Source organism: Geobacillus sp. FSL W8-0026 (assembly GCF_037966255.1).
In the GTDB taxonomy this organism is placed as follows: Bacteria; Bacillota; Bacilli; order Bacillales; family Anoxybacillaceae; genus Geobacillus; species Geobacillus icigianus.
Genome location: NZ_CP150194.1, coordinates 3,370,811 through 3,386,437, shown reverse-complemented (window position 1 = coordinate 3,386,437; position 15,627 = coordinate 3,370,811). Strand labels below are relative to the sequence as shown.

Below are 15,627 nucleotides of genomic sequence, written 5' to 3'. Positions count from 1 at the left end.
TGTAAGAGACGAAGGAAGGCCTCGGATTCCGTTGCCTTCCTTTTGGTTTGAATACCCCTTAAATCACCGGCCTCCTAGAGAGATTAGCGCGTTGAGAAAAAATGAAAATAAGAGCAAAACGGAGAAAATTATAGGAAAGGATGCAAAAAACGAATATGTAATCGCTTTCTGTATGTGTTTTTGCTTCTATTTGCTAAAAAAGAACGGTTTTTGGCGTTTTGACAACTTTGAATGGCAGGAGTATAATGAGCCTCAAATTGAATCATTCACCATTTATTCCCTATATGGATCGCTGAGTCCGATTTTATATCGGAGCGGGGGAACCAATCGTGGCAAGTGTGTCACATGGGGTGAATCCAGTTCGGGGCGTTTTTCTCTGAACTGGTAGGGTGACTCTCATCACCCGAATCCGTCAGCTAACCTCGTAAGCGTGTTGAGAGAGGGGGGATTTCCTATGGCTTTCTATAAGCAGTCAGGCATCCCCTGACTGCTTTTTTGTTCATTTTCAATAAAAATATTACATTTTTGTTGTTTTATGTTTTTGGTTGGGCCGTCGCGAGCAATCGGTTATCAAGTCCGTTCATACGATTGATGAACGACAAAGCGGATTTTTGCTTGGCGAAAGACGGGTGGCGAGAAGGAATTAACTTGTTTCAGTAAGATCGAGGATATTTTGCCCATCGATCAGCGAATGCACGCAACTGATAGAAATAATGAACAGTGCGGAGGGATGGCTGTGTGGGATGTGATGATGGTTGCTCTGCTTGTCGTCAGTTTTCTTCTCTTTTACGAATTTTCTAGTTGGTGCGATTCTGTCGTGAGCGGAGGAGAAGAACAATGATCTGGATCGTAGGTGTGGTGACACTCGGAATATTTGTTTATTTGACCTATGCCTTGATTTATCCGGAAAAATTTTAAGTCGTCATCAAGTTTCGGGATATGAGTGATTGCGTGTGAGGAGGAAAAAGTATGTGGAACGCCTTTTGGCAATATATCTTCATTTTCTTGTTGTTAATGGTGATTGCGATGCCGTTAGGCGCTTATATGTATGGGGCGTTTTTTAGAAAAGGGGCGATCGATCGCTTTTTTTCACCGGTGGAAAGGGTCATTTACAAATTGTCGGGCTTTCGTTCGCAAGAAGAAATGTCTTGGAAATCGTACGGTGCAGCATTGCTGGTGGTCAATGTCATATTATTGGGCCTATCTTACGGTCTATTGCGCGTTCAACATGTTTTGCCGCTGAATGGCGGCAAGGCAGAAAACATGGAGCCCACTCTTACGTTCAATACAGTAATTAGTTTTATGACGAATACGAATTTGCAACATTATAGCGGAGAATCGGGGCTGTCCATTTTATCACAAATGGCTGTGATCACCATGATGATGTTTACATCAGCTGCTACAGGGTTGGCGGTCGCCATCGCGTTGATTCGCGCTTTATCACAAAAAGGAAAAACGATAGGGAACTTTTATCAAGATTTTGTGCGCGCCAATGTGCGTGTACTGCTTCCGCTCTCGATTGTCGTCACGATTTTATTGGTGGCTTTTGGGGTGCCGCAAACGTTTTCGGCGCGCATGACTGTCTCGACCCTAGAGGGGGGCGTACAAACGTTGGCGTTAGGGCCTGTCGCTTCACTTGAAGCGATCAAGCATCTTGGGACAAACGGGGGTGGGTTTTTCGGCGCGAACTCATCTCATCCGTTCGAAAATCCCCATCCGCTTACGAACGTCATTGAAATGTTATCGATGTGGTGCATTCCGGCCGCTCTGCCTTTTACGTACGGTTATGCGGTGAAAAAGCGCAAACAAGGGTGGGTCTTGTTTGCGACGATGTTCGTTTTGTTCATTCTGATGCTAGGAGTGGTCTACAAAGCCGAACAAGCCGGAAATCCTCTTTTTGGCAAATGGGGGTTGACGACTGATGGGGGAAATATGGAAGGGAAGGAAGTGCGATTTGGCATTCCGCTCTCTAGTTTGTTTACTGCCATTACTACATCAGCCACGACCGGTTCGGTCAACAACATGCATGACAGTTTAACGCCTATCGGCGGGCTTGTTCCGCTGGCGCTGATGATGTTGAACAACGTGTTTGGCGGCGATGGAGTTGGGTTTGTAAACATCTTAATGTATGCGATGATTGCCGTGTTTTTATCCGGATTGATGGTAGGCCGCACTCCAGAATTTTTAGGGCGCAAAATCGAACCGAAGGAGATGAAATTGATCGTCGTCGCCTTATTAGTGCATCCTCTGATCATCTTAGCGCCATCGGCGTTTGCGCTCATGACACACATGGGAACAGAAGCCATTAGCAACCCCGGTTTTCACGGCATTTCGCAAGTCGTGTATGAATTTACATCTTCAGCAGCCAACAATGGATCGGGGTTTGAAGGATTGAAGGACAATACTCCTTTTTGGAACATCTCGACCGGAATGGTCATGCTTTTAGGGAGATATCTTTCCATTATAGCGATGCTTGCTGTGGCCGGCTCATTGGTGAAAAAACAACCTGTGCCTGAAACCGCAGGGACCTTTCGTACAGATACTGCTACATTTGGCGTGATTTTATTTGCCACTGTATTTATCATTGGCGCGCTTACGTTTTTCCCTGTGCTAATCTTAGGGCCGGTGGCGGAATATTTAACCATTCGCTAAGGGGGATATGTCAAGATGAGAGAAAAGAATCCGCGTCAATCACTGCTTCATCCTGAGCTTGTGCGGGAAGCGGCCATCGAAAGCATCAAAAAGCTCAATCCTTTCGTAATGATGCGCAACCCGGTCATGTTTGTCGTCGAAGTCGGAACATTGATGGTGTTGCTGATGCTGTTGTTCCCGCGCTTTTTTCGCGTAGAGGACTGGACCTACGAATTGGCTGTCTTTTTCATTCTTTTGTTTACCATCTTGTTCGCCAATTTCGCCGAGGCGTTGGCGGAAGGGCGAGGAAAAGCGCAGGCTGAATCGCTCAAGAAAACGAAGGCCGACACGATCGCCAAACGGATTGGGGCCAAAGGGGAAATAGAACGGGTGCCATCCACACAACTGCGGAAAGGAGACGTCGTTCTTGTCGAAGCCGGGGATCTTATTCCTGGTGACGGGGAGATTATCGAAGGGCTGGCATCTATCGATGAATCGGCCATCACTGGGGAATCTGCTCCTGTGATCAAAGAAGCCGGAGGGGATTTCAGCTCGGTAACCGGCGGCACAAAGGTCGTCAGCGATTGGATCAAAGTGAAAATCACGGCCGATCCGGGCGAGTCGTTTTTGGATAAAATGATCGCGCTCGTTGAAGGAGCGTCAAGGCAAAAAACACCGAATGAGCTAGCGTTGAACATATTGCTGGTGACTCTTACGCTCATCTTTTTGATTGTCGTCGTCACATTGGTGCCCATTGCTCGCTATGTCGGCATTCAGCTGTCGACGACTACGTTGATTATTTTGCTCGTTTGCTTGATTCCAACTACCATCGGCGGCTTATTGTCCGCCATCGGCATTGCTGGAATGAATCGTCTGACCCAATTCAATGTACTGGCTATGTCCGGAAAAGCTGTGGAAGCGGCGGGGGATGTGACAACGATCGTGCTGGATAAGACAGGAACGATAACATTTGGGAACCGCATGGCCGCTCAGTTCATTCCCGTCGGTGGCGCAACCGAGGAACAGGTGCGGGAAGCAGCGGTGTTGTCCTCGGTAAAGGACGAAACGCCGGAAGGGCGCTCGGTGTTGGAATTAGCGAAGCAACAGGGCTGGCAGGGGGAGATGGCGAAATATGATCACGAAGAGTTTGTTCCGTTCTCGGCTGATACAAGAATGAGCGGCATGAACATTCAAGGGGTTCCGTATCGCAAGGGAGCCGTTGATGCGATTTCCCATCACGTCAAACAGCTAGGGGGCCGCATCCCGAGCGATTTGAAGGAAAAAAGCGAACAAATTGCCAGACAAGGCGGCACGCCCTTGGCTGTTTCGGTCGGAGCAAATATCGTAGGGATCATCTACTTGAAAGATACGGTCAAACCAGGAATGCGGCAACGGTTTGAAGAATTGAGAAAAATGGGGATCAAAACGGTGATGTGCACAGGAGATAATCCGTTGACCGCCGCGACGATCGCGAAAGAAGCGGGAGTGGACGAGTTTATTGCTGAAAGCAAACCGGAAGACAAAATACGAGTGATCCGGGAAGAACAAGCCAAAGGGAACTTAGTGGCCATGACAGGGGATGGCACGAATGATGCCCCCGCCTTGGCGCAGGCCGATGTCGGATTAGCTATGAACAGCGGGACGATGGCGGCTAAAGAAGCGGCAAATATGATTGATCTTGACTCGGATCCGACGAAAATTATCGAAGTGATTTCCATCGGAAAACAGTTGTTGATGACCAGAGGCGCGTTGACGACTTTCAGCATTGCCAACGACATCGCCAAATATTTCGCTATTTTGCCAGCGGTATTTGTCGCCACCATTCCGCAGATGAAAGCGATCGATATTTTGCATTTGCATTCGCCAGCGAGCGCGATTTTATCGGCGTTAATTTTCAACGCTTTGATCATTCCACTGTTGATTCCGTTGGCGATGAAAGGGGTTCGTTATCGACCGATGTCATCGGAAAAGCTGTTGCGTAGAAATATGTTGATATATGGAGGCGGTGGGGTGATTGCCCCGTTTATTGGCATCAAGGTCATTGATTTAGTCCTAGGCTTGTTTATGTAAACAAAGAGAGGAGAGATGGACATGAGAGCCATTCGTTTTGCTTTGTTGATGATAGTTTTGTTTGGACTTGGGTACCCTGCGGCCATGACAGGTCTAGCCCAGTTGATATTTCCTCATCAAGCGAATGGAAGCATCATTTATGAAAACGGAAAGCCCGTCGCTTCCGAACTGATTGGCCAGCCGTTTCAGCGGGACGGTTATTTTCACGGCCGCCCGTCATCGATTCAGTATGATGCTAGCGCGTCCGGTTCTCCCAATTACGGGCCTTCCAATAAAGAACTGGCCGAACGGATGAAGAAAGACGCAGAACAGTGGTTAAACAAGGTTCCGGGCAAAGAGAAAAACGAGATTCCCATCGATTTAATTACCAATTCAGGCTCTGGACTTGACCCGCATATTAGCCCGGCAGCCGCCTTGTTTCAAGTGCCGATGGTCGCAAAGGCGACAGGATTGTCCGAACAGCGGTTGACCCGGTTGGTCAAAGAGCATATAGAAGGGAGAGCCTTGGGGGTATTTGGTGAACCGCGGGTGAACGTTGTGCGCTTAAATATGGCTGTGCAAAAATTAGTGGAGGAGCGTTCTCAGCGGAATGAATCATAAATATAGACGAATGACCCCGGAAGAAATCTTACAGAACATTGAGAAAATGAAAAAAGGCCGCCTCAAAATTTATATTGGGGCGGCCCCCGGGGTGGGCAAAACGTTTCATATGTTGCGGGATGCCCATGATGTAAAAGAAAAGGGCGTCGATATTGTCATCGGAATCGTGGAAACGCATGGGAGGGCTGAGACCGAAGCGGAAATTAAAGACTTGGAAATCATTCCTCGCAAGAGAGTCCATTACAAAGGAAAAGAATTGACGGAATTGGATGTTGACGCGGTGATTCGCCGCAATCCGGATGTAGTGATTGTCGATGAGTTGGCCCATACCAACGCCCCCGGCAGCAAGAACAAAAAGCGTTATCAAGATGTGCAGGACATTTTGCGCGCCGGGATTCATGTATGGACGGCCATGAATATTCAACATTTGGAAAGCGTTCATGACATTGTAGAGCAAGTGACCGACGTTCGGGTGAACGAACGTGTCCCCGATTTTATGCTTAGGGAAGCCGATGAGATTGAAGTGATCGACATTACACCGGAAGCGTTGCGTGAGCGTATAAAAGAAGGAAAAGTATATGGAAAAGAAAAAATTGAGCAGGCCCTCAATCATTTTTTTCGGAAAGGCAATCTTGTCGCTTTGCGGGAGCTGACGTTAAGAGAAGTCGCCGACGACATCGAGATGCGTTTGGAGAAAGAACGGGAACAGCAAGGGATTGAAGAACCGACAGGCATTCATGAAAAAATTCTTGTATGCGTCAACTACCGGCCCAATGCCGAAAAATTGATCCGCCGTGGCTGGCGAATTGCTCAACGATTAAATGCGGAGCTGTACATTTTACATATTAAGCAAAAAGGGCAGTCACCGGAAAAGGCAATCGCCGAATGGGAAAAGATGGCGAAACAGTTTGGTGCCATGTTCCTTGTTCGGGAAGCCGGCCCGCGGCATGTCGCTCATCAAATCGTGCATGTATGTCGAGAATATAAGATTACACAAATTGTCATGGGGATGTCGGCGCGGACGAGATGGGAAGAAATTTGGAAAGGATCGCTCATTCATGTCATTATGAAGCAGCTCAAACATGTCGATGTGCTTGTCGTATCGGACAGATGAAGGGATGGAGACATTTGAAACGGCAGAACAAAAGCAGTTTTGGGCAATAAAATCCGCTTCGCCCAGCTTTGTCCTCGCTTAGAAGGCTGGTGAAAAACGGTTGTCTCTCTTGATCGATGGGGGAACGTGTGAAATGCGATACCGATGTGACAAGGCTTTTCTATTTGAGAAACAAGGCTGGTAAGCGGCCTGTTCCCTTAAATCACCAGCCTTTTATAAACAGGGATTTTGCTAGATTTCTGAAGTACGGAAAGAATGGTTTGGTGCGGCCTTTCTTATTCAATCACCGGCCTTCTAGGAGGCTGGTGATTGAAGGGGGAATACTGCTCTCCAACCGTGTTTCTCAAAAAAACTGGGAAATTCATCATTCCATTCCTTGTGATTTCTCACCAATCCAACGAATCCGTTGTTTTTTACCAGCCTTCTAGGAGCAAAAAAAAACGATAGGAGAAGCTTGATGGCTTCTCCGAAATCATGTATACTATCTGTAACCGGTTACATCAACGAAAGAGAAGGAATCGACAATGGCAACGATTCGTGATGTCGCAAAGCGTGCAGGTGTCTCCGTCGCCACCGTGTCGCGGGTGTTGAATCAAAACGGATACGTGAATGAAGAAACGGAGAAGCGCGTCAGACAGGCGATGAAGGAGCTGAATTACAAGCCGAGTGAAGTGGCGAGGGCCCTGTTTAAAAAAACATCGAAAACGGTTGGCTTGATTGTCCCCGATATTACCAACCCATTCTTTCCGGAACTCGTGCGCGCGGTGGAAGATGTGATGAATATTTATGACTATACGGTTATTCTATGCAATTCCGATGAAAAAGCCGAAAAAGAACGAGAATACATCGAAGTGTTAAAACAAAAATATGTGGACGGTGTCATTTTGACAACGAACCAATTGACGCCGGATGAAGTGGATGAATGGGATGTTCCGATTGTTGTGCTGGACCGTCCGTTCCATGAGCGGTATCCGTCTGTGGTCGCTGATAACTATGGGGGTGCGCGGTTGGCGACTAGACATTTGTATGAAATGGGATGTCGGCGCATCGCTCATATTCAAGGTCCGATGCATGTGGTCAACGCGGTTGAGCGCTTTCGTGGTTACCAAGATGAAATGATGGAACTGGGGATTTGGGAGCAGCGGTTAGTGATTCAGGGGAACTACCAGCTCAAGCAGGCCAAAGAAGCGGTGATGGCTGCTTTGACCGATCATGAGATCGATGGCATTTTTGCCGGCAATGACGCGATGGCGGTCGGTGCGTTGAAAGCGGTTCAGCAGTGCGGATTGACAGTCCCTGATGATATTGCGATTATCGGTTACGACGGCATCCCGTTGACGGAAATGACCACCCCTGAGCTGTCGACGGTGTCTCAGCCCATTTATGAAATGGGGGCCATCGCGGCCAGAATTTTAATCAAACAAATCGAAGGAAAGCCACTGGAAAAAATTCATTATCAGCTTCCGGTTCAATTAATGGTGCGGCAATCGACGTCAAGGAGGGAACAAACGTGAACAAGCCTGTCATTACTGTGATTGGTAGTATCAACATGGACTTAGTCACCGTGGCGACACGGTTTCCAAACCAAGGGGAGACCATCTTGGGCGAGCGGTTTCTCACCACTCCCGGAGGCAAGGGAGCGAACCAGGCGGTGGCGGCCGCCCGTCTTGGCGCCGACGTGCGAATGATTGGTGCGGTTGGTGAGGACGCATTCGGCAGGGAGCTCCTTCGCTCCCTGCAAAGCGAAGGGATTTCTGTCGACGGTGTGAAACCGGTTACACATCAACATACCGGCATTGCGTCGATTACCATTTCCGAACAAGATAACCGCATTATCGTTGTGCCCGGAGCGAATCACGCCTTACCTCCAGAGGACCTCGACAAGTACGAATCGGTCATTGCGCAAAGCGATGTTTGCCTGTTGCAGCTGGAAATCCCGATTCCGGTCATCGAGCGGGCGGTTTCGCTCGCCCATCGCCGTGGTGTGCGGGTCATTGTCAACCCCGCTCCGGCGCAGCCGCTGCCGCCGTCCGTGCTTGAGCAGGTCGATTTCCTAACGCCAAACGAACATGAGCGCACATGGTTGTTTGCCGGCATGGACGAGCGCACGTTGGTCAATAAACTGATCGTCACTGAAGGGGCGAAAGGAGTGCGCATTTGGCAAGATGGGCAGGAACAGCTCATCCCGGGTTTCCGCGTGCCGGTTGTCGATACGACTGGGGCAGGCGATACGTTTAACGGCGCGCTCGCCGTTGCGCTGGCGGAAGGAAAGCCGCTCGCGGAAGCGTGCCGGTTTGCCAATGCGGCCGCAGCGCTATCGGTCACCAAGCTCGGTGCGCAGGCCGGGATGCCGACACGGGAGGATGTCGAATCATTGTTGGCCAAACAGGAAGGGAGTCAGTCATGAAAAAACAAGGGATTTTAAATAAACAGCTGAGCACATTGCTTGCCTCGCTAGGACACACCGATACGATCGTGATTGCTGATTGCGGGCTGCCGATTCCAAACGAAGAGGCGCGCATTGACTTAGCTGTTGTCAAAGGGGTTCCACCTTTTTTGTCCGTCTTGGATGCGGTCATCGATGAGTTGGTCGTGGAAAGAATCGTATTAGCGGAGGAAATCAAAACCCAAAATCCAGACATGTACGAAAGCATTAAAGCTAGAATGAGAGAGGTGCCGATTCAATTTGTCCCTCATGAAGAATTCAAGGTCATGACGAAGGAAGCGAAGGCAGTCATTCGTACAGGGGAAGCCACTCCTTATGCCAATATCATTCTTCGTTCTGGTGTGAACTTTTCATAGGAAAATGTCTGAAAGAAAAGGAGGGCAGAAACTATGAGGCCCTTAATTGACATGCGATCGATCCAAAAGTCGTTTGGCACCAATATCGTTTTGAATGGCGTTGATTTTGAAGTGCTCCCTGGAGAAGTGCATGCGTTGATGGGGGAAAATGGTGCGGGGAAATCGACGCTGATTAAAGTGCTGACCGGCATTTATGATCGGGATGGGGGAACGATTGTTGTCAACGGGCGGGACGTGCATTACCGCCATCCGAAAGAGGCGGAACGCGACGGGATTGTCGTGATTCATCAAGAGTTGAACATCATTCCAACGTTGACGGTGGCGGAAAATATTTTCCTTGGGCGCGAGCCGAAAATCGGGCGAACGGGTGTCATTCGTTATAAAGAAATGGAACAACAGGCCGCTGCCCATTTACGGAGATTAGGAATGGACCTGAACCCGAGAGAGCTCGCCGGCCGGTTATCGGTCGGGAAACAGCAGATGATCGAGATTGCTAGGGCGATTTCGACGAACGCCAAGTGCCTCATTATGGATGAACCGACAGCGGCGCTCACGGAACGGGAAATTCAGGCCTTGTTTTCCGTCATTCAAACCTTGAAGGAGCAAGGGATCGCGATTGTGTACATTTCTCATCGGATGGAAGAAATTTTTACGATTTGCGATCGGATTTCCGTTTTGCGTGATGGCCAGTTCATCGGCACAAAACGAGTCAAGGAAACGAACGTTGATGAAATTGTGCAAATGATGGTCGGCCGGCAAATCGGGGAGCGCTTTCCAAAGCGGCGTGTCACCATCGGAGAAGAGCGATTGCGTGTGGAACGACTCACGAAAATCGGAGTGTTTGAAAACGTATCGTTTTCCGTGCGGGCTGGTGAAGTGCTTGGTGTTGCAGGATTGATGGGATCAGGGCGAACAGAGATCATGGAAGCCATTTTCGGCGCCAGACCATTCGATGAAGGAGACATTTATATCGACGGACGCCCTGTGCGCATCCGCTCTCCGCGTCAAGCTGTAGAACATGGCATCGCCATGATTACCGAAGACCGAAAGCAAAAAGGGCTCGTTCTCGAGATGAGTGTTCATGAGAATTTGACGTTGCCGAAATTGGAACAATTGGCGACAGCAGGATTCATCCAGTCATCGAAAGAACGGGACGTGGTGTTGTCATTCATCCATCTGCTGAATATTAAAACTTCTTCGCCTGATTTAGCGGTAAAAGCATTGAGCGGTGGAAATCAACAAAAAGTTGTTTTCGGAAAGTGGCTGGCGATGAACCCCCGCATCCTCATTTTGGATGAACCTACTCGCGGCGTGGATGTGGGGGCAAAGAAAGAGATTTACGAAATCATCAATGAACTGGCTGCTCAAGGTGTCGCGATCGTGATGGTCTCTTCCGAATTGCCAGAAGTATTAGGCATGAGTGACCGTGTTATGGTGATTCATGAAGGAAACGTTCAGGCGGTCTTGGAGAACGATGGGCTGGATCAAGAAACGATCATGCGGGCGGCGACAGGGGGGAATCGATGATGGAAGCAAAGCGGAAATGGGATGTGAAAAAACTAGGGCCTTTGATCGGATTGGTTCTGCTATGCATGGTGCTTTCCGTATTGAGTGATGACTTTTTGACGATGGACAACTGGCTCAATCTGTTGCGGCAAGTATCGATTAACGCGCTCATTGCCTTTGGCATGACGTTTGTCATTTTAACGGGAGGCATCGATTTATCGGTGGGTTCTGTGTTAGCGCTATCAAGCGCCATAACAGCGGGAATGATGGCGCAAGGGATCAATGGATTTGTCGCCATATTCGTCGGCTTGTTAGCTGGCACGGCCATGGGCGTCTTGAATGGAGTGCTGATCACCAAAGGTAAGGTCGCTCCGTTTATCGCTACGTTGGCGACCATGACGGCGTTTCGCGGCTTGACTCTCGTTTACACGGACGGACGTCCCGTTACAGGGTTTGCATCTAGTGACATCCTGTTTCAGATGATGGGCCGCGGTTATTTCTTCGGCATCCCCGTGCCGATCATCTTGATGCTCGTCGTCTATCTCGTTTTGTATATCGCATTGAAAAAGACAACGTTTGGCCGCCATACGTACGCGATTGGCGGGAACGAAGAAGCGAGCCGTCTATCAGGACTTCGCGTGGACCGGCTGAAAATGTATGTGTATGCGCTAACAGGGGCGTTATCTGCTTTGGCGGGGCTCATTTTAACTTCCCGTTTGAATTCAGCGCAGCCGACGGCAGGAACAGCGTACGAGTTGGATGCCATTGCCGCGGTTGTCTTAGGCGGTACCAGCTTATCGGGAGGAAAAGGATGGATTTTTGGCACATTGGTGGGAGCACTCATGATCGGTGTGTTAAACAATGGTTTAAATTTACTCAATGTATCTTCCTTTTATCAACAGGTCATTAAAGGAGCGGTCATTCTTCTTGCGGTCTTGCTCGATCGCCGCAAAGAAGCATGATAGATTTGATCAAAAAACAAGGGGGAATCAAAATGAGAAAAGCAGTGGGGTTATTGGCAGCATTGTTGCTTGCGGGAGGCGTGTTGGGTGGATGTTCGCTCGAACAGAACAACGCATCGAGCGGCCAAGGGAAAACGAAACAGGACGGAGAAGTCAAAATCGGTTTGTCCATTTCCACCTTGAACAACCCGTTCTTTGTCACATTAAAAGAAGGGGCTGAAAAAGCCGCCAAGGACAAAGGGGCAGAACTGATTGTGGTTGATGCCCAAAATGATTCGGCGAAACAAATCAACGATATTGAAGACTTGATCCAGCAGAAGGTCGATGTGCTTTTGGTCAACTCGACGGACGCTAGCGCCGTGGTTTCGGCGATTGAATCGGCGAACAGCGCCAACATTCCAGTGATTACCGTTGACCGCAGCGCGGATGGCGGGAAAGTGGTCACCCATATCGCCTCCGACAATGTGGCTGGAGGGAAAATGGCAGCCCAATTTCTTGTCGATCACTTGAAAAACGGTGGAAACATAGTGGAATTAGAAGGGATTCCTGGTTCTTCGGCGGCTCGTGAACGTGGAGAAGGATTTCACCAAGTCATCGACAAAGCGGCCAATATGAAGGTCGTCGCCAAACAGGCGGCAGATTTTGACCGGGCGAAAGGACTGTCGGTCATGGAAAACATTTTGCAAAGCCATAAAGACATTCAAGCGGTCTTTGCCCATAATGACGAGATGGCCTTAGGGGCATTGGAAGCGTTGCAAGCCCATGGAATGAACAACGTGATGGTGGTTGGATTCGACGCCACGGATGATGCGGTCAAAGCGGTGAAAGAAGGCAAAATGGCAGCCACGGTCGCGCAAAAACCGGCATTAATTGGCGAAAAAGCTGTGGAAGCCGCCATTCGCGTTCACAAAGGGGAGAAAGTGGAACCATTCATCCCGGTTCCGCTTGAATTAGTTCACCGGCAATAACATGCCATTGGATCTGCGGTGTTGGTTGAGCATCAAGGCTCGGCTAGCACCGCTGCTTGTTTTTGTTCTTGATGGAGCTGTTGAATGAAAAAGCAAAAACCATTACCGAGACGCTGTCTTCCATGCAATCAGCAGTAAGACTTAAAGGCAGAAGATGCAAGAAGGCTCATGCTGCTTTATTGGTTGGATTCTCCCATTGAGATGAGAAACAGCTTCTCTTTCTCTATGAAGCAGAAAGATCTTCTTCCTTTCACGGAAAAGATCCATGGGCAGCGTGATTTGCCCTCCACCCGGGGATGAAAATCTTGCGTCCGTGCGGCATTTTTACGGAAAGCATCTATGCTCACGGAGTGTACCTTTAGCATGAACAGGCGGTCGCGTTGCACGTCCCTTAGCAACAACAATCGTTTGCCCGCGGTGTTCATAGGTGATTCGATCGCTGCCATAAGTATGCGATTTGCTTTGATCGGGGCGACAGATCCGCTTGCTTATGTTTATGCTGAGCGCCAATGAATAAAGGAGAAGGTTCTGTAACCGATCGTCAGCCAGGCGTCGTTCAAGCCTATTAAAACAAGCGCGCCGTTTGCAGAAACGGCGCGGAGTAGGTGGGAAGGAGCTAGTATAGCACACACCACGATTTATTTAGATATGAAAAAGAACGTCTCTAGGTAGTGGGCCCGAGCCACGTAATAGCCACACACCATGATTTATTTTGACTGACTAGAGATCGTTCGGGCGGACGGAAGAGCGGCTTCCTCCACCATCTGGGTGCGACGTTTCAATTCATTGTTCAGTTGCTCGGCTTCCTGCAAATGTTTCGTGACCACTCCACTGCGCACGCCCCAGAAATAGAAGGCGAGAGCGAGGAGGGCAACGAGGCCCATATCCCATCCGTAGGGAATGATGTCCCTTCCTCCAAATTGTTTGCTTCCTAAGCACGACACCAATGCCATGCTAAGCAAATATACCAACATCCAGATTCCTGCTTTCAGCTCTTGAGCGAATTGGCGCCAGCCGTTTCGGCTTTGATAATAAAAATAAATAGGCAAGCCGATGAAAATGATAAACAACACCTGTCCTGTCAACGGCCAACGAGCCCAATAGAAAGTTAAAGAAGCAAACACAAAACCGCAAGGAGCGATGATCGGCAGTCCTTTAAGGCGAAACGGGCGATACAAATGGGCGCCAGTTCGGCGCAATACAGCCGCTGTGACGGGTCCGGTAATGTAAGAAATCAGTGTAGCGACGGAAATAATTTCAGCTAACGATCCCCATCCACGGAATAAAAAGAGAAATGCGAACGATACTGCTAAGTTAAAGAACATCGCTGCTCGCGGAACTCCATAAATAGGATGCAATGTCCCAAACACGGAAGGAAAATAGCCGTTTTTCTGCATCCCATAAATCATGCGCGCTGTCGTCGCCGTATAGGTTGTTCCCGTACCGGATGGGGAGACGAACGCATCTACATAAAGCAAAATAACGAGCCAATTCACCCCGAGAGCAATCGCTAAATCAGCAAATGGGGAATTAAAACTCAGTTGATGCCACCCATGCTGAACGAGTGCGGGATCGATCGCTCCAACAAAGGCAATCTGCAAGCAAACGTACAACATGGTGGCGATCAACACTGAACCGACGACAGAAATCGGAATAGAAAAGTTGGGTTTTTTTGCTTCCCCAGCCATATTAATAGGGCTTTGGAAACCATTGAAAGCGAATACAATTCCTGATGTGGCGACAGCCGTTAGCACGCTTGACCAACCGTAGGGCGTAAACGAAGGATGATCGGTAAAATTTCCACTTTGAAACCCAAAAGCTAAAAGCGCAACAATGGTGGCGGTCGGAACAATAAATTTAAATACCGTAATCATAGAATTGGCTTTGGCGAATAAACTGACGGTCCAGTAATTGAGAAAAAAATAAACCAAAATCAACAGCGAGGCAAAAAATAACCCTTCTCCGGTCAACTGTCCTTCATGGACAAGATCATGAGTCCAAGAAGCCCACTTCCAAGGCCAAGAACTCATGTATTGAACTGAGGCGATCGCCTCGACGGGAATCACTGAAACGATGGCAATCCAGTTCGCCCAGCCGGCAAGGAATCCAGCAAAAGAGCCATGAGAGTATTGAGTATACTTGACCATTCCGCCAGCTTCGGGAAACATTGTGCCAAGCTCGCTGTAAGACAATGCAATGGTTAAAATCACGAGCATGCCGATCAGCCATGAGAAAACAGCAGCAGGACCAGCGATTTGCGCTGCCTTCCAAGCCCCAAATAACCAACCCGATCCGATAATCGATCCTAAACCAGTCATCATTAACGAAAATGTTCCCATCTTCCGTTGCATATCATCAACTCCTTCAAGATTTTGAGATGGCCGGCGAGCGAAACAAGCAATCGGTGCCAACAATGATTCTTCCCCGTTGAGACGTCTTTTCATATTGATCGTTTGAAGCGGCGCTTTTTCTTCTGAATTCAAGATGGCCATGTTTTGAGCCCTTGTGTCGGTCTATCCTCGCTTTGAGGGCCATTGATCAAAAGCTTGTCCTCTCTTGAATCGAGCTTTTTCATGTGTACAGATGCGCTTTGCTCCCAATCTCTGAACCACTGTTTGGCGATCAGGCGCTCGGCAGCATTCAAAGACCTAGAGGGCTGGTGATTTAATGTAAAATACTGTTGATTCCATCTGTTTCTCAATTAGAGAAACCTAGCAGAATCAGCTTTCTTTTCTGAATGAAAATGCCGCCGATTCGTGTGCGACAGAGGTTTTTCACCGCCCCTCTAGAAACGATCGCGCGCAAGGGGGAATCCAAGGCTAGAGCATTTTTATTTTACTACAGATGCAAAAGAATTCAAAAGTCATCTGCTTCCATTTCTTGTTTTGGAGCTGGAAAGGGGATTGCAAGGGAATCAGGGATCGCAACAGGACTGGGACACCCTCTCTCAATATATAAGAGGCCGGTGAAAAAG

General features: G+C 48.7%; 12 protein-coding genes and 1 riboswitch. Of the genes, 10 read left to right on the top strand and 2 right to left on the bottom strand.

Annotation, left to right across the window (positions count from 1 at the left end; all coding sequences use genetic code 11):
* Positions 1-280 precede the first annotated feature (280 nt).
* Positions 281-447: riboswitch (cyclic di-AMP (ydaO/yuaA leader) on the top strand.
* Positions 448-969: 522 nt separating this feature from the next.
* The 10 genes from kdpA to rbsB all read left to right on the top strand — a co-directional run bounded on the left by kdpA (position 970) and on the right by rbsB (position 12,653).
* Positions 970-2,652 carry a potassium-transporting ATPase subunit KdpA gene (gene kdpA, locus NST29_RS16965; RefSeq protein ID WP_051962588.1) on the top strand — a complete coding sequence of 561 codons (1,683 nt, stop codon included), beginning with the start codon at positions 970-972 and terminating at the stop codon, positions 2,650-2,652.
* Positions 2,653-2,667: 15 nt separating this feature from the next.
* The gene (gene kdpB / locus NST29_RS16960) at positions 2,668-4,701 is read left to right on the top strand and encodes a potassium-transporting ATPase subunit KdpB (protein WP_339232485.1); all 2,034 of its coding nucleotides are present in this window, start codon (positions 2,668-2,670) and stop codon (positions 4,699-4,701) included.
* 21 nt (positions 4,702-4,722) lie between these two features.
* Positions 4,723-5,301: a potassium-transporting ATPase subunit KdpC gene (gene kdpC, locus NST29_RS16955; RefSeq protein WP_033021772.1), complete on the top strand. Its 579-nt coding sequence runs from the start codon at positions 4,723-4,725 to the stop codon at positions 5,299-5,301.
* The gene (gene kdpDN / locus NST29_RS16950) at positions 5,291-6,415 is read left to right on the top strand and encodes a KdpD-like non-kinase potassium sensor (protein WP_033021774.1); all 1,125 of its coding nucleotides are present in this window, start codon (positions 5,291-5,293) and stop codon (positions 6,413-6,415) included. The genes kdpC and kdpDN overlap by 11 nt, the downstream gene beginning before the upstream one ends.
* 524 nt (positions 6,416-6,939) lie before the next feature.
* Positions 6,940-7,929, top strand: a complete 990-nt coding sequence (locus NST29_RS16945) for a LacI family DNA-binding transcriptional regulator (protein WP_033021776.1) — start codon at positions 6,940-6,942, stop codon at positions 7,927-7,929.
* On the top strand, positions 7,926-8,822 hold the full coding sequence (rbsK, locus tag NST29_RS16940; RefSeq protein ID WP_033021779.1) for a ribokinase: 897 nt from the start codon (positions 7,926-7,928) through the stop codon (positions 8,820-8,822). Before NST29_RS16945 ends, rbsK begins: the two co-directional genes overlap by 4 nt.
* Complete coding sequence (gene rbsD / locus NST29_RS16935; protein ID WP_033021781.1) at positions 8,819-9,217, top strand: D-ribose pyranase; 399 nt, start codon at positions 8,819-8,821, stop codon at positions 9,215-9,217. The genes rbsK and rbsD overlap by 4 nt, the downstream gene beginning before the upstream one ends.
* Before the next feature lie 33 nt (positions 9,218-9,250).
* Positions 9,251-10,744, top strand: coding sequence for a sugar ABC transporter ATP-binding protein (locus NST29_RS16930; RefSeq protein ID WP_033021784.1), 1,494 nt, complete (start codon positions 9,251-9,253; stop codon positions 10,742-10,744).
* A complete protein-coding gene (gene rbsC / locus NST29_RS16925) occupies positions 10,741-11,685 on the top strand; it encodes a ribose ABC transporter permease (protein WP_033021786.1) in 945 nt (314 codons plus the stop codon). The genes NST29_RS16930 and rbsC overlap by 4 nt, the downstream gene beginning before the upstream one ends.
* A gap of 32 nt (positions 11,686-11,717) precedes the next feature.
* Complete coding sequence (gene rbsB / locus NST29_RS16920; RefSeq protein ID WP_033021787.1) at positions 11,718-12,653, top strand: ribose ABC transporter substrate-binding protein RbsB; 936 nt, start codon at positions 11,718-11,720, stop codon at positions 12,651-12,653.
* A gap of 176 nt (positions 12,654-12,829) precedes the next feature.
* Here the strand turns inward: rbsB and NST29_RS16915 are convergent, their stop codons facing one another.
* Positions 12,830-13,099, bottom strand: a complete 270-nt coding sequence (locus NST29_RS16915; protein ID WP_033021788.1) for a hypothetical protein — start codon at positions 13,097-13,099, stop codon at positions 12,830-12,832.
* Positions 13,100-13,360: 261 nt separating this feature from the next.
* The gene (locus tag NST29_RS16910) at positions 13,361-15,004 is read right to left on the bottom strand and encodes an APC family permease (RefSeq protein ID WP_051962787.1); all 1,644 of its coding nucleotides are present in this window, start codon (positions 15,002-15,004) and stop codon (positions 13,361-13,363) included.
* Between the last annotated feature and the right edge of the window lie 623 nt (positions 15,005-15,627).